Consider the following 23,394-nt stretch of genomic DNA (forward strand, 5'->3'; position numbering starts at 1 on the left):
GGGTCAGTTCATCAGGTACGCGAGTTTGTGGGTCAGTCGTTCGATGGAGTCTTCGGTGAAGAGCAGCAGCAGATCGAATCGGATGTCGTGCCCCTCCAGCCCATAGCTGATCTCGACGGCGAGGGTCTTCTTCCAGCGCTGCTGGTTGACCCGGATCAGCTCATCGATACCGGCGTGCTGGCCAAGAATCTGCGGGTGGCACTGGGAAAACACCACATCGACCTGTTCGGCGATGCTGCTCAGGCAGGCACCGATGAGGATGCTGGAAAGGTCCAGGAGCATTTCCAGGTCCGATGATTCGCTGGTCTGGTGTTGCATCAAGCGAGCCATGTCGGCAATTTCGGAGTCGTGGAACATCAGTAGTGCTTCGCCGGCGATCCCGCCGCCGATGAAGCCCTGGCACACGGCCGTGAGTTGCTTGCAGCGCCCGGCATCGGCCAGCGCCATGTGCAACTCGCCGACTTCGAGGACGTTGACGTTGGGCACGGGCAATTGCACGAACACGCCCAGCACCTTGGCAATCAGCGCTGCGGCACGGCCAATGGCGACGTTGACGGTTTCCCGGAACACCTCGTTGAAGCTGACGTGCGTGTTCAGTGCCGGGCGGTGGCTCTGTGCGGCCTGCCCGGGCAACTGCATCAGCCCGAGCTGGCCGAGGGTCTGGCGCAGTTCGGCCTGATCGAAAGGCTTCTTGAGGAAGGCAAGGGCACCCAGTTCCCGGACCCGGCGCACCGCCTCCTGCTGCACATCCCCCGAGATGACGATCACGTTGCTCTTCAGGCCTTCCTCGCGCAGGGCGTGAAGGACCTGGTAGCCGTCCATTTCCGGCATGTTCAGGTCAAGGACCAGTACCTGGCCGAGGCCTTTGCGCACGGCTTCCATGCATTGATGGCCATTGCCGGCCTCGGTGACCGACACCGGCCAATCGGCCGGCAGTGCACGCAAGACCTGCTTGCGGGCAACAGTGGAGTCGTCACATACAGTTAGGGTAGTCACTGACACAAATCACGGCTCGCTATTGGGAGGTGCGGGATGATTCCATTATGCCATAACCGCACAAAGCCTATGCTTAATACCTAGGGGAATCACTGATAAGAAAGCTTGTGCGCATACGGTTATCCCTGAGCCCCAGGTCAGGTGTTACCGGAGTCCTTGCGACGTCAAAGGCCATGCACAGTTCATACTCATTTCGCGATTTTTTGATGAATATCCGAAAATTTCCTTCGCACAGGCAGCCTGCTGCAGGCGAGCCGCTCCTCGGGTGAACGGTGGTTCCGAATGACTTCAGCCTGTCGTTGCGCATTGCCGGTTGTTCAAGGAGAAGGAAAGAAGCAACCCTCTTGGCCCGGCAGGTGAATCGTTTGCGTCGATTTGTCGGACAAAGACCTCGGCTGCTGTCAGAGAGACATCAAGGGGTGGTATGTTTCGCCTCAGAATGAAGTCGAAATAGTGGATAGATCATGCCTAAAGCGTCCCATCAAGATTTGCGCCGTGCGTTTCGTAAACTGCTTGCCTCCCCCTACTGCTACCACACCGCCTCGGTCTTCGACCCCATGTCTGCGCGCATTGCCGCCGACCTGGGCTTCGAGGTGGGTATCCTGGGAGGCTCGGTGGCGTCGCTACAGGTATTGGCTGCACCGGATTTTGCCCTGATCACCCTGAGCGAGTTCGCCGAACAGGCCACCCGTATCGGTCGTGTCACCCAGTTGCCGTTCATTGCCGACGCCGACCACGGCTACGGCAATGCCTTGAACGTGATGCGCACCGTGATCGAGCTGGAGCGTGCCGGCGTCTCGGCGCTGACCATCGAAGATACGCTCCTGCCAGCGCAGTTCGGCCGCAAGTCCACCGACCTGATCAGTATCGAGGAAGGGGTCGGCAAGGTGCGCGCGGCGCTGGAAGCCCGCGTTGACCAGGAGCTGTCGATCATTGCCCGGACCAATGCCGGTGCCATTCCCACCGAAGAAGTCATCGCCCGCGTGGTGGCGTACCAGAACGCCGGTGCCGACGGCGTGTGCATGGTGGGTATCCGCGATTTCGCACATCTGGAAGAGATCGCCCGTCACGTCACCGTGCCGCTGATGCTGGTCACCTACGGCAATCCGCAACTGCATGACGACGTGCGTCTGGCCGAGCTGGGCGTGCGCATCGCCGTGGATGGCCACGGCGCCTACTTCGCTGCGATCAAGGCGACTTACGACTGCCTGCGCGAGCAGCGCCGCATCACCAGCTCCGCCTCGGACCTCAGCGCGACGGAGCTGACTCACACCTACACCCAGCCCAATGACTACATCGTCTGGGCCCGTGAGTTCATGGACGTCAACGAGTAAGGCTGTTCTCTGTCGGGCGCGGGGATGTTGCCGGGTCGCATGTCCCCGCGGCCGATGCTGTAGTAGGTCAGCCCTGCGGCGGCCATCGAAGCCGGTTCGAACAGATTGCGTCCATCGAACAGCACGGCGTCAGGCAGGTGTCGCCTGACCAGGTCGGCATCCAGCACTTTGAAATCCTGCCATTCGGTGACGATCACCAGCGCGTCTGCGCCCCTCAACGCATCTTCCTTGGTGTCCAGCAACACCAGATCCTCCCGCTGGCCAAACAGCCGCCGAGCTTCTTCCCGGGCCTGCGGGTCATAGGCGCGCACGCTTGCTCCCGACTGCCACAGCGATTGCAGCAGCACCAGGCTGGAGGCCTCACGCATGTCATCGGTATTCGGTTTGAACGACAGGCCCCAGACCGCGAAGGTCTTGCCCTTCAGTGCGCCGTGATAGTGATGGAGCATTTTCTCGAAAAGGCGGTGTTTCTGACGCTGGTTGATGGCATCCACCGCTTGTAACAGGCGGGGCTGGTAATCGTGCTGTTCCGCGATACGTTGCAGCGCAGAGAGATCCTTGGGAAAGCACGAACCGCCAAAGCCGCAACCGGCGTAGATGAAGTCGTAGCCGATTCGTGGATCCGAGCCGATGCCACGGCGCACGGCCTCGACATCCGCCCCCAGGCGCTCGGCGAGGTTGGCCATTTCGTTCATGAACGAGATCTTCGTCGCCAGCATGCAGTTGGCCGCGTATTTGCTCAGCTCGGCGCTGCGGGCGTCCATGGCGATGAACTTGTCGTGGTTGCGGCTGAACGGTGCGAAGAGCTCCTTGAGCAGCGCCAATGTGGCGGGGGACGCGCCGCCGATCAGGATCCGGTCGGGGCGCATGCAGTCGATCACTGCAGAGCCTTCCTTAAGGAATTCCGGATTGCTGACCACCTCGAACTGCCTGCTTTCGGCGGCTTCGTGCTGGCGCAGGCGAGCCTTGATGGCATCGACCGTGCCCACCGGTGAGGTGGACTTGTTGACGATGACCTTGTCGCCCTGGGCGTGCCGGGCAATGGCTTCGACTACGGCGAACACCTGGCGAAGATCGGCGCTGCCATCGGCCTGTGGCGGGGTGCCCACGGCGATGAAGATCACCCTGGCCGCCTCGATGGCGGGGGCGGCGTCGGTGCTGAACAGCAGTCGTGCACTGGCCAGCCCCTTGCTCAAGAGCGCGGGCAGCCCGGGTTCGAAGATCGGGCAATGGCCCCGTGAAAGCGACTCGACGCGCTCGGCATCGACATCGACGCAACAGACCTGATGGCCGACTTCCGCCAGGCAGGCAGCGAGGGTCAGACCAACGTAACCGGTACCAAACACTGCAAGTTTCATTCGAAGCTCCGTTATCAGGCCGATGCGGTTCCTCCCGCCCGATCAGGCAGGGCATGGCCTGAACATGTCAGTGTCCGGTGACAGTTGTGTGAGTGTCTGACGCAAGGCGACGACTCGTCAGAAAACAGCTACGAAATTCGCTGACTGTTCCTATTAGTCAGGGGTAAATGGCTGACTGTTTTGCCGCCAGCTGATTGCTAACCTCGCGCTCCAACGCCCGGTCGGCACGGTCCGGGCAATACTCAAGCTCCTGGACCCCTTCATGAAAAAGGTAGTCATTGCCCTTTGCGGCGTCGTGGCACTCGGTGCTGCAGGTTGCACGTTGATCGCGTGGAATACCGGAAAACTGATGCCCGAGCGGATCAACGCGATGCTTGAGCACGCCAACCAGCAATTGCAAGTGGCGCTAGGGCACGAAGGCGAAGCGACAATCGAACTGCTTTCCCTCAGCCCGAACACCTTCAGCAGTGATGCCCGTTACCGCGTGACGTACCAGGCTGTTGGCAGGGATCCCGTACAGCTGGAATTCGCTGACCATATCGAGTACGGCCCGCTGCCATGGTCAAAGGTCAAGCAACTGCAACTGATGCCGGTGATGGCTGCAAGCAACTTCTCGCTGGAAAAAACACAAAGCTCCTCACCCTGGTTCGCCTTCAGCAAAGGCGAAGTACCTGTGCAGGGGCATATCACCGTGAACTATGACGAAACTGTCAGCACCCAGATCAGCGTGGCGCCGCTGGAGATCTTCGCTCGTGGAGTCAAGTGGGACTCATCGGCGATCAGTTTGCGTATGGACTCGATAAAAGGTGCAGAAACCGTGCGTGTCGTCGGCAAGATGGCGAATCTCAAGGCACAGCAGGAGGAGAAGAGCCCGTATCCGCTGGTTCTAGACCTGGAAGGTGCCACGTTGATTGCCCAGTTGGGTGCCGGTGCTCACGGATTGCATACCGGCTGGCTGAAGATGAACCTCAGGGATATTAGGCTTGCCATGGGCGACAAGGCCCTGTCATTCGGAAGATTCGCCCGGCACGATACCTACGAGTTTGCAGAGGACGGGTATTCAGCGCGGCAGACATTCAGTGTCGAGAACATGCAATTAGCTGGTTGGCCCTATGGTAGTGCCCGTTTGGTATGGCGTGCGGAAGGCCTGGATCCCGCAGCACTCAGGAATATGCTGAACTTGAGGAATGGACCGGCATGGAACCAGATCAAGGCCGCCGCTGCTCAAGAGGCGAGTGCAGCGGCAACTGGTGGCGCGCAATTACAGGATGACGCGGGTACCGAGTTTCATGCCGCCTTGTCCAACTTGCTGGTGAACAGGCCCAGGGTCGTTGTGGAAGAGTTGTCATTCAAAACAGCAGGAGGAGAAAGCAGGGCTCATCTGGAGGCTCAGCTTCGCCGTCCTGATACTGACGACAGTTCTCTGGCTGGCCTGGTCACACAGATGTCCGAATCGGCCCGAATCAATCTCAAGCTTTCCAAAGCGACCGTCGACGCTTGGGAAGGCCCCTTTTCCCTCAGAATGTATATGAGGGACATCAACACCGGGCAACCGTTGAGCAGAAGATGGTGGGATATCGTTTCGCGCGAGGCCCGACGGGATCCTTTGCTGGTGGTAACGGACGATAGTGTTGTGATGGACCTGCGCCTGAAGACGCCTGACGATATCGAACTCAACGGCAAGAAGATCAACAGGGAAGAGTTTTCCAGAGTGATCGGGCGAGCTGCAGCCCAGTAACTCTGTGATGGAAATGCGCTGAACCCATTCAAACTAGTGCTATTCTCGCGCCCTTGAAGGCCCGGCCCCTGTATCCGGGCCTTCTCTTTCAAGGACAGCATCTGGAACATTTCATGAAGAAAACATTGGTAGTTATCGGCGGGCTGGTTGTAGTCGGCGCGGCATGGACGTCCGTCGCGTGGTACACCGGCCAGCAGTTGCCCGAACAACTGGGCGCCGCGCTGGCCGATGCCAATCAGCAACTGGACAAGGCCATGGGCAGCCGGATGCACGGCAAGGTGGAGCTGCTTTCCCTGGATTCCCATCTGTTCACCAGCGTCGCCCGCTATCGCGTGACCTTCAGCGACCCGGACGGTGAATCCGGTTCCCTGGACTTTGTCGATCACATCGAGCACGGGCCTTTCCCGTGGTCGCGACTCAAGCAGTTCCAGTTGGCGCCGGTCATGGCTGCAAGCAGCTACGCGGTGGAGAAGACCGACAAGACCGCGAAGTGGTTCGACGCCAGCGGCGATCAGCTTCCGCTGAGCGGCAGCACCAGCCTGGGTTACGGCGGCTCGGTCCGCGCCGATCTCAAATTGGCCCCGCTGGCCGTGAAGGGTGAAGACGGCGCCGATTTCTCCTTTTCCGGTCTGACGCTGCAGATCGATGGCGATACTGCCGGCAAGGCGATGCGCTTTTCCGCTGCGATGGCAGACATGAGCGTGGTGGGTGGCAACGGCTCGGCGGAGCATATGGGGCTGAAAGGCTTTACGTTCGCGGGCGACATGACCAAGACCCCGCACGGCTTCTACGTCGGTTCCTACGCGGTCGATCTTGCCGAGGCATCCTTCGCCATTGCCGGCCAGCCTGCGGTGAAGTTCGGTCTCGACCTGCACGACACCTACCGGATCGAGAGCGCCGGTCTTGCGATGAAAGGCATCTACAACGTTTCCGACATCAACTACGCCGGCAAGCCGCTTGGCAGCGCCCGCATCGGCTGGAGCATGCAGCAGCTTGATCCCGAGGCCGTTGGCAATCTGGTGAGCTGGTACGAGCAGAACACGGCTGAACTGGAGGCCATTGCCCTGCAGCAGGCAGACGGTTCCCGGTTGCTGAAGGATCCGGTCTTGAAAGAGGTGTTCCTTCGTGTGCTGGACGGCAAGCCACGAGTGGCGCTGGACGAGTTGTCGTTCAAGACGGCCAGTGGCGAGAGCCGGTTCGACCTTGGTATTGACCTCGTCGGTGTACCGCAGGGGGATATCCCGCCTGAGCAGGCGCTCGCCCAGTCGGTCAAGTCCGTGCAGGCCAACCTGAAGATCTCCAAGCCGATGATCGGCGACCTGGCAGCCCTGCGCGCGTCGCTGGATGGTCTGGATGCCGATTCGATCCGCCAGGCTTCGGCCACCGGGGAAATGGTCGGCATGATGGCCCTGCAAACCCAGATGGCTACCGTTCAGGGGGATGACATTCTGATGCGCCTGAGCTACGCCGACGGCCAGGTCGAGTTCAACGGCCAGAAAATGACCCTCGAGCAGTTCCAGGCCTTCGTCCAGGGGCGTGCCGGGATGCTGACGGGCATCGCTCAGTAAGCCTCATGCGCCACGGGTGACGTGTCGAGCGTCGCCCGTTGGTGTTCGCGGGCAAAAATGTCTTTTGAATTCATCCGATTATCTGTAGCCTTCGGCGATTCCATAAAACCGAGGTCGCAGCGGATTTTTGCCGCCTGTGCAAAGGCCAAGCTGTAACCCGATTTGTCCGTGCCCGATGATACACTCGACTTACGCGCATCAGCGCCTGCAGGTCTTGCGAACATGACGCAGATTTCCGAACGCCTTCTGGTCCAGGCCCATCTGGACGCCAAGCAGCCCAAGCCGCTCACGCCCGAACAAGAGGCCGAATACCGCGCCGCCATTGCCGCCGAACTCAAGGCGCAGGATGCGGTGCTCGTTGCTCACTACTACTGTGACCCGGTGATCCAGGCCCTGGCCGAAGAAACCGGTGGTTGCGTGGCTGACTCCCTGGAAATGGCCCGCTTCGGCAAGAACCATTCGGCCAAGACCGTGCTGGTGGCCGGTGTCCGCTTCATGGGCGAGACGGCGAAGATCCTCACCCCGGAAAAGCGCATCCTGATGCCAACCCTCGATGCCACGTGCTCCCTCGACCTGGGGTGCCCGGTGGATGAGTTCTCGGCCTTCTGCGACAAGCATCCCGACCGCACGGTGGTGGTGTATGCCAACACCTCGGCGGCGGTCAAAGCCCGTGCCGACTGGGTGGTAACGTCCAGTTGCGCGCTGGAGATCGTCGAGAGCCTGATGGACAACGGCGAGACCTTCATCTGGGCTCCCGATCAGCACCTGGGCAATTACATCCAGAAGCAGACGGGCGCCGACATGTTGATGTGGGATGGTGCCTGCATCGTCCACGAAGAGTTCAAGTCGCGGCAACTGGCCGATATCAAGGCGCTGTACCCTGATGCAGCCATCCTCGTGCATCCGGAATCGCCGGCTTCGGTCATCGAACTGGCGGATGCCGTGGGCTCCACCAGCCAGTTGATCGCCGCCGCGCAGACCTTGCCGAACAAGAAGTTCGTGGTCGCTACCGACCGCGGCATCTTCTACAAGATGCAGCAGTTGTGTCCGGACAAGGAGTTCATCGAGGCGCCAACGGCCGGTAATGGTGCGACTTGCCGCAGTTGCGCGCATTGCCCGTGGATGGCGATGAACACCCTCGAGCGCACCTTGCAGTGCCTGCGTGAGGGAACCAACGAGATCTTCGTCGAACCCGCGTTGATTCCGCAGGCGATCAAGCCATTGCAGCGCATGCTGGAGTTCACCCAGGCGGCACGCCTGAAGTTGTCGGGCAACGCTTGAAAAACAAAGGGCCGCACAATGCGGCCCCTTTTTTCTGTTCTTCACGCAGTTTCCGGGGGCGATGATTCTTGGGCTTGGGCTTGGGCTTGGGCTTGGGCTTGGGCTTGGGCTTGGGCTTGTGGGTTTCGGTTTTGTGAGCTTATCCATTGGATTTGGCGAGGCTGCCGGCCCCTTCCGCCTTTACGGCGGCCCCCTTTGTTCTTGGACAAAGGGGGGCAAAACCGCTGGCTCCCACATACGGCCCTACGCTTCGCTCCGGGTCCCCTCGCTCCGGTGTCCTCCAGGGGCCGCGCGGCCACGATTTGCTGCGCAAATCTAACACTCGCGCTCTTCGGCTTCGCCGAAGGGGGCTGCGCCCCAGCCCCTTCCGAACACCTCCACTCGGCCTCCTGAGGTCGCATGTTACGGGCGGTGTTCTCACGGGCGGATCTTCGAGATTTGGATCTGTTTTTGAAAACATCCGTGAAGAGCTTTTGCTTTTCATACGCGTCAGTTCAGACGCCGCCAATTGCGACTTCAGCCGGCCGAGTGGAGGTGCCTGTAGGGGCCGGGTGCGTAAGCACCCTTCGGCGAAGCCGAAGACGCGAGATGAAGATTTGCGGAGCAAATCGTAGGCCGCGCTGGCCCCGAAAGGTGCCGGAAGGAGGGGACCCGGAGCGAAGCGTAGGGCCGGATGTTGGGAGCCAGCGGTTTTCGTCCATTTTGCCAAGACAAAATGGACTCGCCGTAGAGGCGAAAGGGGCCGGCAGAGTCGCCGCCTCGAACGGATAATCTCGCAAACCCGGCAACCACACCGGCTTTTTTCAGGTTGCTCCTCAGCGCATCATGTCCTTGACCATCCGTTGCTGCTCCAGCATGTCCCGTTGCCGCGCGTCGATTCGCGAGGCGAGCTGGAAGTTGTTGCCGGCCCGACGTTTGGCGAAATCCAGTTGTTGCAATGCCTGGTCGAAATCGCCGGTCAGGGCGAAGAATTCCGCACGCGCCTGGTGCAGGCCGATGGTATTGCCGGACAGGCCACGGGCTTCGGCCAGGTCGTACCAGACGTCCGGATCATCCGGGCGATTCTTGATCAGCGCTTCCAGCGCTTTCTCTGCCAGCGCCGGCTTGTTCTGCTTGAGCAGCAGGTCGGCGGCCACTTGCTGCAACGGGTAGTTGCCCGGATACAGCAGGCGCATCCTGTCGACCCGCTGTTGGGCGTCGGCCAGGCGATTGTTGGTGATCTCCAGATCGATCTGGGTCAGGTTGTAGGTGATGTCGTTGGGGGATGCAGCCAGCAGCGGCTTGAGGTTTTCCCGTGCTTCGTTGAGCTGGCCACCCTTGATCAGCGCCAGGGCCAGACCGTAGCGGGCGGCGTCCAGTTTCGGGTTCTCATCCAGCAGGGCGCGGAAGCGTTTGGCGGCGAGGCCTGGCGTGCCTTCGTAGAAAAGCTGCACCCGGGCACGCATCAGTTGATAGCGAGCGCTGTCTTCGGTGCCACCGGGTGGTGCCTGTTCGGCGCGGTTGCGGGTGTCGGCGATACGGCTTTCGCTGACCGGGTGGGTCAGGAGGAATTCCGGTGGCTTGGCGTCGAAGCGGTACTGGCGCATCAGGCGTTCGAACATGGTTGGCATGTTGCGCGGGTCGTAGCCGGCTTTCTGCAGGTTGAGAATACCGATGCGGTCGGCCTCCTGCTCGTTCTGCCTGGAGAAGCGTCGTTGCTCCTGGATGGCCGCGGCCTGCGTGCCGGCGATGGCGGCGATACCGGCATCGCCGGCACCCGAGGCCGCGATGACGATGCCGGCCAGCAACGCCGCCATCATCGGCAGTTGCATGCGTTGCTGGGCCTCGACGCCACGGGCGAAGTGCCGTTGCGACAAGTGCGCCAGTTCGTGGGCGAGCACCGAGGCGTACTCGCCCTCGGTCTGGGCATTGAGGAACAGGCCGCCGTTGACGCCAACGATGCCGCCTGGGGCGGCGAAGGCGTTCAGCTCCGGGCTGTCGATCAGGATGAACTCCAGGCGACGGTCTTGCAGTTGACTGGTTTCAGCCAGTCGGTAAACGCTGGTTTCGACGTAATCCTTGAGCTGGGGGTCTGACAGCTGCCTGACATTGCCTCGCAGCAGACTCAACCAGGCGCGGCCGAGCTGGTGCTCCTGTTGCGGGGAAACAATGGCAGAGCTGGCGTCGCCAAGTGACGGCAGGTCGTCGGCGTGGCTTGGAAGCGCCAGCAGGCAGGCCAGTGTCAGCAGGGTAGGGCGCAGAAAATTCATGCACGGAGCTCTGGTCGACAAAGAGGCTTACTGTAGCCGCCTCGCACGGTTGCGACCAGTGGCGGTATTCTGCGAGGCTTGCCGGCTTTGTAGGCGGGCCCTGATCGGGCCGGCCGGTTTTTCTGGAGCGCCGTAATGACTGAAACCCCGAATCCCGATGCCGAACTCGACGCCAGTGGCCTGAACTGCCCGCTGCCTTTGCTCAAGGCGAAGATGGAACTCAATCGCCTGGCATCCGGAGCGGTGCTCAAGGTGGTCGCCACCGATGCCGGCTCGCAACGTGACTTCCGCACTTTCGCCAGGCTTGCCGGTCATACACTGCTTCACGAAACCGCCGAAGGCGGGGTCTACACCTACTGGCTGAAAAAGGCCTGACGTTTTTTCTCGTATCCAGGGATCGTCGATGTTCAAAGTGCTACGCAGTTGGCTGCACCGCTACTTCTCCGATGAGGAAGCCGTGGTGCTGGCGGTCCTGCTGTTTCTCGGCTTCACCGCGGTACTGACTCTTGGCGGCATGCTGGCGCCGGTGCTGGCGGGCATGGTCCTGGCGTTTCTGATGCAGGGCCTGGTCAATGCGCTGGAGCGCCTGCGAGTACCGAGCAAAGTGGCGGTCGGGCTGGTGTTCACCCTGTTCATGGGCGCGCTGGCGGTCTTTCTGCTGGTGTTGGTGCCGTTGCTCTGGCACCAGTTGATCACCCTGTTCAATGAGCTGCCGGGCATGCTCGGCAAGTGGCAGTCGCTGCTCCTGCTGCTGCCCGAGCGTTATCCGCACCTGGTGTCCGATGACCAGGTCCTGCAGGCGATCGAAGCCATGCGTGGCGAGATCGGCAAGTTCGGCCAGTGGGCGCTGACGTTCTCGCTGTCGAGCCTGCCGCTGCTGGTCAACGTGATGATCTACCTGGTGCTGGTGCCGATCCTGGTGTTCTTTTTCCTCAAGGACCGCGAGACCATCGCCCGCTGGGTCAGCGGCTACCTGCCGCAGGAGCGTGCGCTGATGACCCGGGTGGCCGAGGAAATGAACCGGCAGATCGCCAACTACATCCGTGGCAAGGGCATCGAGATCCTGATCTGCGGGGTTGCCACCTACATCGCCTTCGTCGCCCTGGGGCTGAACTACGCGGCCTTGCTGGCGCTGCTGGTAGGGTTGTCGGTAGTGGTGCCCTACGTGGGGGCCGTGGTGGTGACGGTGCCGGTCACGCTGATTGCGTTGTTCCAGTGGGGATGGGGTGATCAGTTCATCTACCTGATGGCGGTCTACGCGATCATCCAGGCACTGGATGGCAACGTGCTGGTGCCGCTGCTGTTCTCCGAGGCGGTGAGCCTGCACCCGGTGGCGATCATCTGCGCTGTGCTGCTGTTTGGCGGGCTGTGGGGGTTCTGGGGGATCTTCTTCGCCATTCCGCTGGCCACGCTGTTCAAGGCCGTGCTGGATGCCTGGCCCCGCCGCGAGCCGGCGGTGGCGCCACTGCTCTGAAGCTGCAAGCTTCAAGCTTCAAGCTGCAAGATTAAGGCGGTGGTGTTGCGGGCTGCTCTTTCTTGCCGCTTGAGGCTTGAAGCTTGCAACTGAATCAGGCCTTGTTCAGTTCCTCGGCAGCAGCCAGTACTGCGGCCACATGGCCTGGCACCTTCACGCCGCGCCATTCCTTGCGCAGAACGCCATCCCTGTCGATCAGGAAGGTGCTGCGGTCCACGCCCAGGTATTCCTTGCCGTAGAGCTTCTTCAGCTTGATCACGTCGAAGAGCTGGCAGATGGCTTCGTCCTTGTCGCTGATCAGCTCGAAGGGGAAGGCCTGCTTGGCCTTGAAGTTCTCGTGGGACTTGATGCCGTCGCGCGAGACACCGAACACCTCGGTGCCGGCAGCCTGGAAGGCGGCGTACTGGTCGCGGAAGTCCTGGCCTTCGGTGGTGCAGCCTGGGGTGCTGTCCTTGGGATAGAAATACAGCACGACCTGGCGGCCTTTCAGGCTCGCAAGGCTGACCTGCTGGCCACTGGTGGCCTGGGCCTGGAAGTCGGCGACGGGTTGGTCGAGTTCAACGGCCATGGGTTGTGCTCCTTACACCGGGTTCTGTGGGCGCCAGGGTTCGATCAGCGCATCGAGGTTGAGGGCGTCGGCGAAATCGAGGAACTGATCGCGCAGCCAGCTGATCTGGGTGCCGGCGGGCAGGGTGACGGTAAACGTGGCATTGAGCATGGTGCCGCCGGTCTGCGGTGCCTGATAGGTATCGCAGGTCAGGCTTTCCAGTTCGACACGGTGGTCGATGAAGAACTGGCACAGCTCGTTGATGATGTCCGGGCGGTACGCCGCGCTGACATAAGCGACGTACGGCAACGACAGCGGACGCACTTCCAGTTCGTTGCTGCGCACCACATTGACGATGAACCCGTGCTTTTTCGCCAGGCTTGGCAGTGCGCCTTCGAAGCGGGCCAGGGCATCCCAGTTGCCGGTGATCTGCAGGATCAGTGCACTGCACTCGCCGTGGCGGGTCAGGCGAGAGGTTACCACCGAGCAGCGGCTGTCGTTGCTGGCCCGGCAAAGGACGTTGGTCAGTTCCATCGGGCTTGGGCCGAGAGCGCTGACGACAAGGAATTGTTCGCGAAGGGTGGGGGTGGACATAGCGTTCCTAAAGCGATGAGCGGTCGGTACCTGACGGGTGAAAAGGGCGGGTCAGCGTGCTCCCGGGGCTCTGCATCGAGGGGGTGGCACTGCCGGAGCGCGTTGTCGGCAGCCCGGCGGGCCGCTGTGTACCGATCAAAGGACGAAGGGTAGCGAAAATGGCCGCCGAGGGGAATGCTCCGCCCGCCTGCGTCGCTTGTGCAAGCCCGATGGCGCCAGTACCATTACCGCTCTCTTTTTCCGGCAGGAGCAGTTTCATGATTGCGGGCAGTATGGTGGCATTGGTCACACCCATGGATGCACAAGGGCGTCTGGACTGGGACAGCCTCGGCAAACTCGTGGACTTTCATCTGGAAAAGGGTACCCATGCCATCGTCGCCGTCGGTACCACCGGCGAGTCGGCGACCCTCGATGTCGAAGAGCACATCCAGGTCATCGAATTCGTGGTCAAGCGTGTCGCCGGCCGTATCCCGGTCATCGCGGGCACCGGTGCCAACTCCACCAGCGAAGCCGTGCACCTGACCCAGAACGCCAAGGACGCCGGCGCCGATGCCTGCCTGCTGGTGGTTCCGTACTACAACAAGCCGACCCAGGAAGGCCTGTACCAGCACTTCAAGCACATCGCCGAAGCCGTCGACATCCCGCAGATCCTCTACAACGTTCCCGGCCGCACTTCCTGCGACATGCAGGCCGAGACGGTGATCCGCCTGTCCACCGTGCCGAACATCATCGGCATCAAGGAAGCCACCGGCGACCTGCAGCGTGCCAAGGCGATCATCGAGGGTGTGAGCGACGACTTCCTCGTCCTGTCGGGCGATGATCCGACCGCCGTCGAACTGATCCTGCTGGGTGGCAAGGGCAATATCTCCGTCACCGCCAACGTCGCACCACGCGAAATGGCCGACCTGTGCGAGGCCGCCCTGCGTGGCGATGCCGAAACCGCACGGGCCATCAACGAACAACTGATGCCGCTGCACAAGAACCTGTTCATCGAGGCCAACCCGATTCCGGTGAAGTGGGCCCTGCATGAAATGGGTCTGATGGGCGACGGTATCCGCCTGCCGCTGACCTGGTTGAGCGCATCCTGTCATGACACGCTGCGCCAGGCCCTGCGCCAGTGCGGCGTACTGGTTTAATTGAGGACGTACACCGCATGAAGCGATTGGCTGGTCTTTCCGCCCTTGCCCTGATCATTTCCAGCACCAGCGGCTGTGGCTGGCTGTGGGGCGAGGACGGGTATTTCCGTGACCGTGGCAGCGACTACCTGGAGGCCACCCAAAAGCCGCCGATGCAGTTGCCGCCCGATGCAAGCAACGTCAAGCGCCTTGATCCGCTGCTGCCGATTCCGCGCAACGTCGCGGACGACAACGTCAAGGGCGAGTTCGAGGTTCCGCGTCCCCTGCCGCTGGCGGCCAGCGCCGATGCCAGCGACTTCAGCCTGCAGAAGAGTGGTGCTGCCCGTTGGGTCCTGGCCCAGCGCGCACCTGCAGAAGTCTGGCCGGTTGCCCGTCAGTTCTTCGAGGATAACGGTTTCCGTATCGCCGAAGAGCGCCCGCAGACCGGTGAGTTCAATACCACCTGGCAGCGCTTCGACGAGCTTTCCGCGTCCATGGCTGATCGCCTCGGTGGCGCGGCCAGCAGCCGCGACAGCGAGATCCGCGCCCGTGTGCGTATCGAGCCAGGCGTGCAGCGGAATACCAGTGAAGTCTACGTAGTGACCGTCGAGCGTGCTGCCGGCAGCACCGCCGAGCAGGACTTCCCGGCCCGTTCCAGCAACACCGGCGTCGACGCCGTGCTGGTGGACGAAATGCTTGCCAGCATGACCCGCAGCGCCGAGAAGGGCGGTTCGGTGTCGCTGCTCGCGGCCCGTGACTTCGATGCGCCGAGCCGTGTCAGCCTGAGCGAAGACGGTAGCGGCAACCCGGTACTGAACCTGGGCGCCGACCTCGACCGTGCCTGGTCCAGCGTTGGCCGTGCCCTGGAGCACGGTGAGTGGCGCGTCGAGGACATCAACCGCAGCCTGGGCCTGTACTACATCAACCTGGCCGAAAAAGCCGAGCCGAAAGACCGTGAGCCTGGTTTCTTCAGCCGCATGTTCGGCAGCGAGCCAACCAAGGAAGAACGTGAAGCCCGCGCCGAGCGTTATCAGGTTCGCCTGAGCAAGGTCGGTGATAGCGTGCAGGTGACGGTCGAGAAGAACATCAACACCGTGGCTCCGGCCGATGTGGCCCGTCGCGTATTGAGCGTCATCCAGGACAACCTGGGTTAAGTGCGGTTCGCGGTACTTGGAAGCGGTAGCCAGGGAAATGGCACGCTGATCGGCAGTGGTGACACTCACGTACTGGTCGATTGCGGCTTTTCCCTGCGCGAAACCGAGCGGCGCCTGGCGCGGCTCGGTGTATCGCCAGAACGCTTGAGCGCCGTGCTGGTGACTCACGAACATGCCGATCACGTGCATGGCGTGGGATTGCTGGCACGGCGCTACAATATTCCGGTCTATCTCAGCCGTGGCACGTTGCGCGGTTTGCGCAAGCCACTGGAGGCGACAGGGTTTCTCGCAGCGAACGATACGCTCGATGTGGGGACGCTGAGCATCAAGGCGGTGGGTGTGACCCACGACGCACTGGAGCCGTTGCAGTACGTCTTCAGCGATGGTCGTCGGCGCCTTGGTGTGCTGACCGACCTGGGCTGCTACGACACGAACCTGCTGGACAGTTACCGGGGCCTGGACGCCCTGATGATCGAAGCCAACCACTGCCGTGACCTGCTGGCGCGGGGGCATTACCCGAACTTTCTCAAGCTGCGGGTTGGCGGCGACTACGGACATTTGAACAACCACCAGGCCGCCCGCCTGGTGTCGGAGCTGGGTTGGGAGAATCTGCAGCACCTGGTGCTGGCCCATCTCAGCAGCAAGAACAACCTGCCACAGCTGGCCCGGCAATGTTTCGTCGACACCCTCGGGTGCGACCCGGACTGGCTGCAAGTGGCCAATCAGGATTGTGGGCTCGACTGGCGCGAAATCGTCTAGCCCCTCTCATTTAGCAAGCGGAGCCCATCATGGAAAAACGTGAAGAACTCTACCGCGGCAAAGCCAAGTCGGTTTACAAGACCGACGACGCTGACCGCTTGATCCTGCTGTTCCGTAACGACACCTCGGCGTTCGACGGCAAGCGCATCGAACAGCTCGACCGCAAAGGCATGGTGAACAACAAGTTCAACGCCTTCATCATGCAGAAGCTGGAAGAAGCCGGCATTCCGACCCAGTTCGACAAGCTGCTGGGCGACAACGAATGCCTGGTCAAGAAACTGGACATGATTCCTGTCGAGTGCGTGGTTCGTAACTACGCTGCCGGCAGCCTGGTCAAGCGCCTGGGCGTCGAAGAGGGCATCAAGCTGGAGCCTTCCACCTTCGAGCTGTTCCTGAAGAACGACGAGAAGGGTGACCCCTTCATCAACGAATCCCATGTAGTCGCTTTCGGCTGGGGCACCGCCGAGCAACTGGTCAAGATGAAAGCGCTGTCGCTTAAGGTCAACGAAGTGCTGACCAAGCTGTTCGACGACGCCGGCCTGCTGCTGGTGGACTTCAAGCTGGAATTCGGCGTGTTCCATGGCGAGATCGTCCTGGGCGACGAGTTCAGCCCGGACGGCTGCCGTCTGTGGGACAAGGAAACCCGCAAGAAGATGGACAAGGACCGCTTCCGTCAGGGCCTCGGTGATGTCATCGAAGCCTACGAAGAAGTCGCCAAGCGCCTGGGCGTGCCGCTGTAATCCGGCACGTTCGCGCAAGCATCTGAAAGCACGCGATTTTTTTCATCAAAAGGCTTCGCCTTTGGTAAAAGTGCTGGTATGATGCGCGCCACTGGAGAGATGCCGGAGTGGCCGAACGGGACGGATTCGAAATCCGTTGTACTGGCAACAGTACCTAGGGTTCAAATCCCTATCTCTCCGCCATATTAAAGGCCCCGAGCGCTGTGAAGCCCTCGGGGCCTTTTTCATTTGGGGGAATTTTGGGGGAATGGGGGAGCGTGTAATTCCCCCATGCCTTCGCTATCATTTCCCCCATGGCCTACTACGAGAAGCGCGGGGACGCCTGGCGCGCCCAGATCCGCCGCAAAGGATATCCAACACTTTCTGCAACTTTCGACACCAAAGCCGAGGCGCAACGCTGGGCGGCGGAGATCGAGGGTGACATGTCGCGTGCGCGTTTTGTCGACATGCGCGAGGCCGAGAGCACCACCCTGGCTGAGGCGCTGGATCGGTACCTGTCTGAAGTCACATCGACGAAGAAGGGGGCCAAGCAGGAGGAGGTCAGGATCAAGAAGTGGAAAGAGCACAAGCTGGCAGGGAAGGGGCTGGCTGCTATCCGCTCAAGCGACATGGCCGCTTATCGGGATGCTGAGCTGAAAGAAGGGAAGTCGACGGCGACAGTGCGCCTCAACCTTGCGGTGATCAGCCACCTGTTCACGGTGGCGACGAAGGAGTGGGGAATCGAGGGTTTGACGAACCCTTGCCGCGCGATCCGCATGCCGAAGGGCAGCAAGGAGCGCGACCGGCGGCCAACGCCGGCGGAGCTGACAGCCCTCTTCAAGGCGGCGGGTCAGATGAACGCTCAGCTTCCGGTGTTCATCGAGCTGGCGGTCGAGACGGCGATGCGTCGATCTGAGTTGCTTCTGCTGCGCCGCGACCAGGTGCGGGGCAAGGTGGCCTACCTGGAAGACACCAAGAACGGCGAACGGCGCGCGGTGCCTCTTTCTTCTCGGGCGATGGCGCTGCTTGAGGGCCTGCCCACGCCAATCGGTGGCGGCCGGTACTTCAGCCTGGCGCTCAACACGATCAGCAATTACTTCCCTAGAGCCTGCGAAGCCGCCGGCATCGAGGGCCTGCGCCTTCACGACCTGCGCCACGAAGCGACCAGCCGTTTCTTCGAGCGCGGCTTCACCATGATGGAGGTCGCGAGTATCACGGGCCACAAGACCCTGGCGATGCTCAAGCGCTACACGCACCTCAGCCCCCAGGATCTTGCCGAAAAGCTCGGTTGAGCTCATGCGACACGCAGCGTAGGCGGATCTTTCCGCTTGCGCCCGGGCTTTGGCTTTTGGTGCTCCCCATCCCGGAACTCGCGCAGAAACTTGCGCACATCCTCTTTCAGCCAGCAGTGCCGGTTACCCATCTTGAAGCTCTTGGGGAGCCACGGCACGCCTCGGCGAATCCCTTCCCTGATTGACGCCTCTGTGCGACCAAGCAGCTTGGCCAGCCCGTCGAGCGTCAGTACCTCGGTCTCTTCGTTCATTCCGTCCTCCCGGCCTGGCTGTTCAGGCTCCCGTCTTCGTGCTGACCCGTGAGATCAGCCTCTTTCAATTCCGTGATCACGGACTGGATTCCGGCCACGTAGCTTCCTGGTCTGCCAGCCGCCGCGCGGGCCAGTCGATCGATGACCACCGCCGCAGGCGACTCGCGGAGAGATCTGACCAGTTCAATCGCCCATGTCCGACCCTCCACAAACATCAGGCGATTTATCGGTCCGCTCGCCGACACTTCCACCTGATCAAGGTTCGGCCGTGGCGGTACTGGCGTGCTGGCTGGCGCCTTGGCTGAGGCCCTGGACTGCACCGAGTTCAGTCTTCCGCGCGCCCGGCGGAGTGCCATTTCAGCGATGATGCTCATTGCTGGCGCCCTCCGTATCGGCGACGGCGCGCAGCCGAAGTGTGATCCCGCAGGCCTTTGCCAACTGGTGCAGCTTGGCAACGCTGGTGGCCGGGTCCTGCAGGGCTTAGCCGAATCGCACCAGGCGATCGCCGAGGTCTTCGAATTCGCCGCGGTGTTTAGGCTGCGTCATCGCTGCGCTCCCGCTCCCGTTGCTCATCAGCAAGAAGCTGGCGCCATTCCGCTTCTGTGCGGTTGGCGTACAGCGGTTCGTCCTGCGGCTTCGCTGGCGCCGGGTGCAGGCCGGCTTCTTTGCGCAGGCGGATCTCTTGGCGGTCGATGGCTACGCCCTGGGGCGCTTCGACGCCGAGCCGGACCTGGCCGCCCTTAATTTCGATCACGACGACGGTGATGTCGTCACCGATGCGGATGGATTCGCCTACCCGGCGACTGAGGATCAACATGGCAATAGCTCTCCATGCCCGCGCATGTCGGCGGGCTTGAGTTGTAGGGGGAGGGGTTAGGTGCGCGCTTCGAACAGTTCGATCTGCGCCGCTGGCGTGTCGCGGATGCTGATTGCTTCGGCGATGCGCTGCCGCGCAATGTCGATGTACCCAAGCGGGCTGCCATGTTCGTCGAGGTCTTTCTCGATGCCGATGAAGCTTCGGCCCAGTTGGATGCAGGCAACGCCGGTGGTGCCGCTGCCCATGGTGTTGTCGAGCACCACCTGGCCGGGGTTGGTGTAGGTGGCGATCAGGAAGCGCATCCAGTTGACGGGCTTCTGAGTAGGGTGGAAGTTGGCGGTCTGCTTGTCGCTCGAGAAGAACTGCACAGATCGCGGGTACCGCTCTGTCGAGTCGTACTCGGTGAGCGACAGGGCCTTCCCGTAGCACTCGGAGTTGACAGTCTTCCGCTTCGCCGTGCGCCGTTCGTGGCCTGAGGTCATCTGCGGGTTGTACACCGGCTGGCGCCGGTAGAAGACTTGGGCACTTTCGTGCGCCCGGAGTGGCTGCTTCTTGGCGTTGAGGAAACCGGTGGCATTGCCTTTCTCCCAGATCCACTCGTAGCGGTAGTCTCGGGGATTGCTGGCGACCACCATCGACGCGAAGGGCTGGGCCGCGCAGAGCACGATAGCGGCCTCGGTCTTGGCGATGCGCAGGTACTGCTCCCACAGCAGCCTGAAGGGAATCACGACGTCCCAGGCGCACTGTGTGGTCCCGTAGGGCAGGTCGGCCAGTACCAGGTCGACGCTGGCGTCTGGCAGCGATCTCATCACCTCCAGGCAATCGCCGTGGTAGAGGCTGACTTCGTTCATCGCGGCCCCCGATAGATCAGGTAGGCCATATAGGCGAGGGCGATCATGTTGTCACCTGCTTGCGGTAGCCCGCATCGTAGAGCAGCGCAAGCCCCTCGAAGGCGGTCTGCACGCCGGGCTTCCAGTAGGTCGCCCACATCTCCTCGATCGCCGTAGCTCTTTCATCCGCCGCAATCTGCTCGGGCGTGCGCACAGGGCGGAAGGTGCAGTACTCCAATCGCCAGCAGAGCTCCTTGTCACCGACCTGTGCAACCAACATTTCATCGCCGATGAATTTGATTTTTACCTGGCGCCAATTTTTCTGGACGCCTATTCGTGCTTCGCATTCATCTCCCGCCTGCGGCAAGCCTTCGCCATTCCACTGTTTATCGCTCACAGCGAATACCTCTCTTCGTCCCAGCGCCCAAGCGCCGTTGCAGGTGTAGGTTCGGATTCTTGTTCGTGCGGGGAGAGCTGGCGCTCGTTGCCGGCCTGGAGCTGGCTGTCGGGGATGCAGCTGATGCCGACCCCATTGAGCAGGTAGCAGGTGACGCCGCGCTGGCTGTCGTGCTGCACGTCGATGACGTTCTCGGTTGCGCTGGCGCCGGTGGCCAGCAGCAGGAGGCAGAGGGCGAGGCGGGTCATGATGGTTCGTTTCCTTCACGCATGGCGCGCAGCTTGTCGCGCTTGATGATGTCGGTGCACTGCTGGACGCCGTGATAGCACTCGTCAGGCATGCCTTCGTTGAAGGTGTAACAACAGTCAGCGCAGACCCATGGGCATTCGCCGCGAGCTGCGCGATCGGTCCATTCGCGCATCATCTTGTTCATTCCATCCAGATAGGCTGGGAACTCGCTGGCTGGCATTTCGGTGACCGTCACCAAGTCGCTCATATGCTCACCTCGCCAGTTGCTGCAAATCGTTGAAGTACCGGCAGCAGCGCCGCGACCTGTTCCCGGCTCAGGTGCATTCGAGTAGTCAGCAGCACCTGGTCAGGGATTGGGTAAGGCACCCATCCGTTCGCTTCTTTGGTGTCCACGCCGAACGCGGCCGCCTGGCTGGCCATGATCTTCGGCTCAGCATCCTCGACGCCCAGCCAGATGGCCTCGGGATCGACCAGGCTGCTGAGCTGGACGTTGCAGCGCGCGCCGTAGAGGTCAGAAAACTCGAGCAGGGCAAAGCCCCGGCCCGTCGTGCTCGGTACGATTTCCATGGATTGGCCTTGGCCGCCATATCGCGGCTGTTGAATAGAGGGGAGAGGTGTACAGGTAGGCTTTTGGATCTCTAGGGCGTTATGCTTGCTCCTTGTTTATGATCGGCAGCTAATGTCGCGACGTTTACCAATACGGTCCAATTAAGAGTTTGGGGGGGGGCGGGGCGTGAACGAACAACCAGTGGTTCTGGCTCTAAAACGGGCCCAAGAAGTGCTTGATACGGCCTACTTCGGATTAAAGCTTCTGAAGCAGAAGGACCCTTCGCAAAGATCAGCAGGTTTGAGAAATGTTTTGGTCTTTGGCCGATCCGTAACTTTTGTTATACAGAATCTACGATCAATCGTTGGTGAGCAGCGGTTCAACGCTTGGTACGAACCGATACAGGATGCTTTACGTTCTAATCCACTGATGAGGTATTTTGTGGATGCTCGAAATAATCTCGAGAAACAAGGGCGCCTGGACGTAGCGGCAAGCGGTTCCGTCCGAAACTTTAGCAGTACAGATCTTCCCAAATTAGAGCAACCGCCGTTTCCAGCCACCTCGTTTTTTATGGGGGATGTAAACGGAGGGTCAGGCTGGGAAATGGATCTTGGTGGCGGCGAAAAAATTAAATACTACATCGCCATTCCCGAGTCGATGGGGCGATTCGAACAGGTTTTTCATAGCCTTCCAGACAGCATACCTCCAGAACTGCGTAGCTTATCTGTCGTGGAGTTGTGTGAGATTTATCTGGAGGAAATGGCAAGATTGGTTAGGATGGCAAAAAAAGAGTTTTCTCCGCATCCAAGCGAGCGACCTTACTTGCGGCGCGTGAAATAGCTCTTAATTTGGGAAGTAAGAGTTGCGACGCTCGGCCCGCCAGGGCGACCTGCAAAACGATGGCCGGGGTCATTTTATGGCCCGATTCAGCATTTCGGGTATGTCTTCGTGAGGTCCCCGTTGACCACATGCCCGCGGCGAAGAATTAGGTTGGCCAGTGCGGCGCGATCCCGCTGGCTGTGGCTGGCTTGGCCGAGAAGTCCGAAGTAGCTATTGGCCGTCTCGCGCAGGCTCTCTGCCGGTACCGCCGCCGTGCGCTTCAATGCCTGGGCGACGGACTTCTTACGGGTGGTGCGCCGCCACGGCTTGATTACATGCCCGACGAAGTCCACGCCCCGGTCGATTGGCTGAAGGGTTGTCTTCGTGGGGTTGAGCTTGGCGCCCAGCCCGGGCAGGAACTGCTCAATCCGAAACAGCCACTCGTTGAGCTGCTGCGGCGAGTCATGCAGTAGGACGAAGTCGTCGACGTACCGGATGTAGTGCTTCACGCCGAGCGTGTGCTTGCAGAACTGATCCAGGGCATCGAGGTAGATATTCGCGAAGAACTGCGAGGAGAGGTTGCCGATCGGCAAGCCAAGGTTCGCAGGCTGCGTCGTGAGCCGCTTGTGCTGCGGCACCCCATTGAACAGATGCCTTGGACTGCGGATCTCGTAGTCGTCGCGTGGGTCGTGCCAGAGCACCTGCAGTGCCAAGGCTCGAAACCACGGATCGGCGATCCGCCGTTCTAGCTGCCCGGCGAGCACGCGCTTGTCGATCGACACGAAGAAGTTCGCCAGGTCGCACTTCAGGTAGAAGCCCGGGCGCGACCAGTTCTGGGTCTGGCTGCGGATCTTCGCTTCCATCCGCTTACCGGCGTACAGCGTGCCGCGACCTGGGATGCAGGCGCAGCTGTCCGCTATGAAGCTGCGTTCGATGGCGGGACCGATGCGGTTGTAGAGCAGGTGGTGGACGATGCGGTCGCGAAACTCTGCGGCCCACACTTCGCGGGCCTTTGGCCGGGTGACCACGAAACAGATGGATCGGCCAGGCCGGTAGGTTCCAGCCTGGAGTTCGTCGAATAGGTCGAGGAGATTGGTCTCCATGTCCTGCTCGAACTTCCGTGCGCTCGCGGTGTTCCGCTTGTGCCGACGGCAGTCGTAGTAGGCAAGGGCCAGCTCCTCGAAGGTGAAGCTTGCAACGGGTGAATCTGCGGACGGGGCGCACGAGACGCTCGTTGTTCTTGTCGTTGTTGTTGAGCCAGCCATTCTCAAAGTCCATGTTGTAGGCGTTGTTGGCTGAGTACTGC

Annotated in this window: 26 protein-coding genes, 1 tRNA gene and 1 pseudogene; 13 read left to right on the forward strand and 15 right to left on the reverse strand. The window is 61.2% G+C overall.

Features of this window, described 5'->3' with window-relative positions; translation table 11 throughout:
- Positions 1 to 3 precede the first annotated feature (3 nt).
- The gene (locus AC05QJ_RS08820; RefSeq protein WP_476746485.1) at positions 4 to 1,002 is read right to left on the reverse strand and encodes a response regulator; all 999 of its coding nucleotides are present in this window, start codon (positions 1,000 to 1,002) and stop codon (positions 4 to 6) included.
- Positions 1,003 to 1,460: 458 nt separating this feature from the next.
- On the opposite strand from AC05QJ_RS08820, the gene AC05QJ_RS08825 reads away from it, so the two are divergent.
- Positions 1,461 to 2,330 carry an isocitrate lyase/PEP mutase family protein gene (locus AC05QJ_RS08825; protein ID WP_476746486.1) on the forward strand — a complete coding sequence of 290 codons (870 nt, stop codon included), beginning with the start codon at positions 1,461 to 1,463 and terminating at the stop codon, positions 2,328 to 2,330.
- On the opposite strand, the gene AC05QJ_RS08830 is transcribed toward AC05QJ_RS08825, so the two are convergent.
- Positions 2,288 to 3,688, reverse strand: coding sequence for a UDP-glucose dehydrogenase family protein (locus AC05QJ_RS08830; RefSeq protein ID WP_476746487.1), 1,401 nt, complete (start codon positions 3,686 to 3,688; stop codon positions 2,288 to 2,290). The genes AC05QJ_RS08825 and AC05QJ_RS08830 overlap by 43 nt on opposite strands.
- A 262-nt stretch (positions 3,689 to 3,950) precedes the next feature.
- On the opposite strand from AC05QJ_RS08830, the gene AC05QJ_RS08835 reads away from it, so the two are divergent.
- Positions 3,951 to 5,426, forward strand: coding sequence for a YdgA family protein (locus AC05QJ_RS08835; protein WP_476746488.1), 1,476 nt, complete (start codon positions 3,951 to 3,953; stop codon positions 5,424 to 5,426).
- 113 nt (positions 5,427 to 5,539) lie between these two features.
- Positions 5,540 to 6,994: a YdgA family protein gene (locus AC05QJ_RS08840; RefSeq protein WP_476746489.1), complete on the forward strand. Its 1,455-nt coding sequence runs from the start codon at positions 5,540 to 5,542 to the stop codon at positions 6,992 to 6,994.
- Here the strand turns inward: AC05QJ_RS08840 and AC05QJ_RS08845 are convergent.
- Positions 6,988 to 7,218 carry a hypothetical protein gene (locus AC05QJ_RS08845; RefSeq protein WP_476746490.1) on the reverse strand — a complete coding sequence of 77 codons (231 nt, stop codon included), beginning with the start codon at positions 7,216 to 7,218 and terminating at the stop codon, positions 6,988 to 6,990. The two genes, AC05QJ_RS08840 and AC05QJ_RS08845, sit on opposite strands and share 7 nt — an antisense overlap.
- Between AC05QJ_RS08845 and nadA the strand changes: the two genes are divergently transcribed.
- Complete coding sequence (nadA, locus tag AC05QJ_RS08850; protein WP_476746491.1) at positions 7,217 to 8,275, forward strand: quinolinate synthase NadA; 1,059 nt, start codon at positions 7,217 to 7,219, stop codon at positions 8,273 to 8,275. The two genes, AC05QJ_RS08845 and nadA, sit on opposite strands and share 2 nt — an antisense overlap.
- Before the next feature lie 815 nt (positions 8,276 to 9,090).
- On the opposite strand, the gene AC05QJ_RS08855 is transcribed toward nadA, so the two are convergent.
- On the reverse strand, positions 9,091 to 10,524 hold the full coding sequence (locus AC05QJ_RS08855) for a M48 family metalloprotease (RefSeq protein ID WP_476746492.1): 1,434 nt from the start codon (positions 10,522 to 10,524) through the stop codon (positions 9,091 to 9,093).
- Between the two features lie 135 nt (positions 10,525 to 10,659).
- Here AC05QJ_RS08855 and AC05QJ_RS08860 point away from each other — a divergent pair, with 135 nt between their 5' ends.
- Positions 10,660 to 10,899, forward strand: coding sequence for a sulfurtransferase TusA family protein (locus AC05QJ_RS08860; protein WP_476746493.1), 240 nt, complete (start codon positions 10,660 to 10,662; stop codon positions 10,897 to 10,899).
- 28 nt (positions 10,900 to 10,927) lie between these two features.
- Positions 10,928 to 11,998: an AI-2E family transporter gene (locus AC05QJ_RS08865; RefSeq protein ID WP_476746494.1), complete on the forward strand. Its 1,071-nt coding sequence runs from the start codon at positions 10,928 to 10,930 to the stop codon at positions 11,996 to 11,998.
- Positions 11,999 to 12,092: 94 nt separating this feature from the next.
- On the opposite strand, the gene AC05QJ_RS08870 is transcribed toward AC05QJ_RS08865, so the two are convergent.
- Complete coding sequence (locus AC05QJ_RS08870) at positions 12,093 to 12,566, reverse strand: peroxiredoxin (protein WP_476746495.1); 474 nt, start codon at positions 12,564 to 12,566, stop codon at positions 12,093 to 12,095.
- Between the two features lie 12 nt (positions 12,567 to 12,578).
- Positions 12,579 to 13,139, reverse strand: a complete 561-nt coding sequence (locus AC05QJ_RS08875; protein WP_476746496.1) for a glycine cleavage system transcriptional repressor — start codon at positions 13,137 to 13,139, stop codon at positions 12,579 to 12,581.
- 257 nt (positions 13,140 to 13,396) lie between these two features.
- Here AC05QJ_RS08875 and dapA point away from each other — a divergent pair, with 257 nt between their 5' ends.
- The 6 genes from dapA to AC05QJ_RS08905 all read left to right on the forward strand — a co-directional run bounded on the left by dapA (position 13,397) and on the right by AC05QJ_RS08905 (position 18,178).
- Complete coding sequence (dapA, locus tag AC05QJ_RS08880) at positions 13,397 to 14,275, forward strand: 4-hydroxy-tetrahydrodipicolinate synthase (protein WP_476746497.1); 879 nt, start codon at positions 13,397 to 13,399, stop codon at positions 14,273 to 14,275.
- 17 nt (positions 14,276 to 14,292) lie between these two features.
- Positions 14,293 to 15,408, forward strand: coding sequence for an outer membrane protein assembly factor BamC (gene bamC / locus AC05QJ_RS08885; protein ID WP_476746498.1), 1,116 nt, complete (start codon positions 14,293 to 14,295; stop codon positions 15,406 to 15,408).
- On the forward strand, positions 15,409 to 16,167 hold the full coding sequence (locus AC05QJ_RS08890; protein ID WP_476746499.1) for an MBL fold metallo-hydrolase: 759 nt from the start codon (positions 15,409 to 15,411) through the stop codon (positions 16,165 to 16,167).
- Positions 16,168 to 16,196: 29 nt separating this feature from the next.
- A complete protein-coding gene (gene purC / locus AC05QJ_RS08895; RefSeq protein WP_458978575.1) occupies positions 16,197 to 16,907 on the forward strand; it encodes a phosphoribosylaminoimidazolesuccinocarboxamide synthase in 711 nt (236 codons plus the stop codon).
- Between the two features lie 93 nt (positions 16,908 to 17,000).
- Positions 17,001 to 17,090 (forward strand) — tRNA-Ser (locus AC05QJ_RS08900).
- A gap of 110 nt (positions 17,091 to 17,200) precedes the next feature.
- Positions 17,201 to 18,178 carry a tyrosine-type recombinase/integrase gene (locus AC05QJ_RS08905; protein ID WP_476746500.1) on the forward strand — a complete coding sequence of 326 codons (978 nt, stop codon included), beginning with the start codon at positions 17,201 to 17,203 and terminating at the stop codon, positions 18,176 to 18,178.
- A gap of 2 nt (positions 18,179 to 18,180) precedes the next feature.
- Here AC05QJ_RS08905 and AC05QJ_RS08910 read toward each other — a convergent pair whose 3' ends face one another.
- The 8 genes and pseudogenes from AC05QJ_RS08910 to AC05QJ_RS08945 all read right to left on the reverse strand — a co-directional run bounded on the left by AC05QJ_RS08910 (position 18,181) and on the right by AC05QJ_RS08945 (position 21,289).
- Entirely contained in the window at positions 18,181 to 18,429 is a 249-nt protein-coding gene (locus AC05QJ_RS08910; RefSeq protein ID WP_476746501.1) for a helix-turn-helix transcriptional regulator, read from the reverse strand.
- Complete coding sequence (locus AC05QJ_RS08915) at positions 18,426 to 18,803, reverse strand: hypothetical protein (protein WP_476746502.1); 378 nt, start codon at positions 18,801 to 18,803, stop codon at positions 18,426 to 18,428. Before AC05QJ_RS08915 ends, AC05QJ_RS08910 begins: the two co-directional genes overlap by 4 nt.
- A 254-nt stretch (positions 18,804 to 19,057) precedes the next feature.
- Positions 19,058 to 19,246 (reverse strand): annotated as a pseudogene (gene csrA / locus AC05QJ_RS08920) (carbon storage regulator CsrA); the annotation flags it as partial.
- 56 nt (positions 19,247 to 19,302) lie between these two features.
- On the reverse strand, positions 19,303 to 20,097 hold the full coding sequence (locus tag AC05QJ_RS08925) for a DNA-methyltransferase (RefSeq protein ID WP_476746503.1): 795 nt from the start codon (positions 20,095 to 20,097) through the stop codon (positions 19,303 to 19,305).
- Positions 20,098 to 20,140: 43 nt separating this feature from the next.
- On the reverse strand, positions 20,141 to 20,473 hold the full coding sequence (locus tag AC05QJ_RS08930) for a hypothetical protein (protein ID WP_476746504.1): 333 nt from the start codon (positions 20,471 to 20,473) through the stop codon (positions 20,141 to 20,143).
- A complete protein-coding gene (locus tag AC05QJ_RS08935) occupies positions 20,470 to 20,721 on the reverse strand; it encodes a hypothetical protein (protein ID WP_476746505.1) in 252 nt (83 codons plus the stop codon). Before AC05QJ_RS08935 ends, AC05QJ_RS08930 begins: the two co-directional genes overlap by 4 nt.
- Positions 20,718 to 20,969, reverse strand: a complete 252-nt coding sequence (locus AC05QJ_RS08940) for a hypothetical protein (RefSeq protein ID WP_476746506.1) — start codon at positions 20,967 to 20,969, stop codon at positions 20,718 to 20,720. Before AC05QJ_RS08940 ends, AC05QJ_RS08935 begins: the two co-directional genes overlap by 4 nt.
- Entirely contained in the window at positions 20,966 to 21,289 is a 324-nt protein-coding gene (locus tag AC05QJ_RS08945) for a hypothetical protein (RefSeq protein WP_476746507.1), read from the reverse strand. The genes AC05QJ_RS08940 and AC05QJ_RS08945 overlap by 4 nt, the downstream gene beginning before the upstream one ends.
- 166 nt (positions 21,290 to 21,455) lie before the next feature.
- Here AC05QJ_RS08945 and AC05QJ_RS08950 point away from each other — a divergent pair, with 166 nt between their 5' ends.
- Positions 21,456 to 22,109, forward strand: a complete 654-nt coding sequence (locus AC05QJ_RS08950) for a hypothetical protein (RefSeq protein ID WP_476746508.1) — start codon at positions 21,456 to 21,458, stop codon at positions 22,107 to 22,109.
- Positions 22,110 to 22,195: 86 nt separating this feature from the next.
- On the opposite strand, the gene AC05QJ_RS08955 is transcribed toward AC05QJ_RS08950, so the two are convergent.
- On the reverse strand, positions 22,196 to 23,353 hold the full coding sequence (locus tag AC05QJ_RS08955; protein ID WP_476746509.1) for an RNA-directed DNA polymerase: 1,158 nt from the start codon (positions 23,351 to 23,353) through the stop codon (positions 22,196 to 22,198).
- Between the last annotated feature and the right edge of the window lie 41 nt (positions 23,354 to 23,394).

Source organism: Pseudomonas sp. TUM25319, assembly GCF_056388475.1.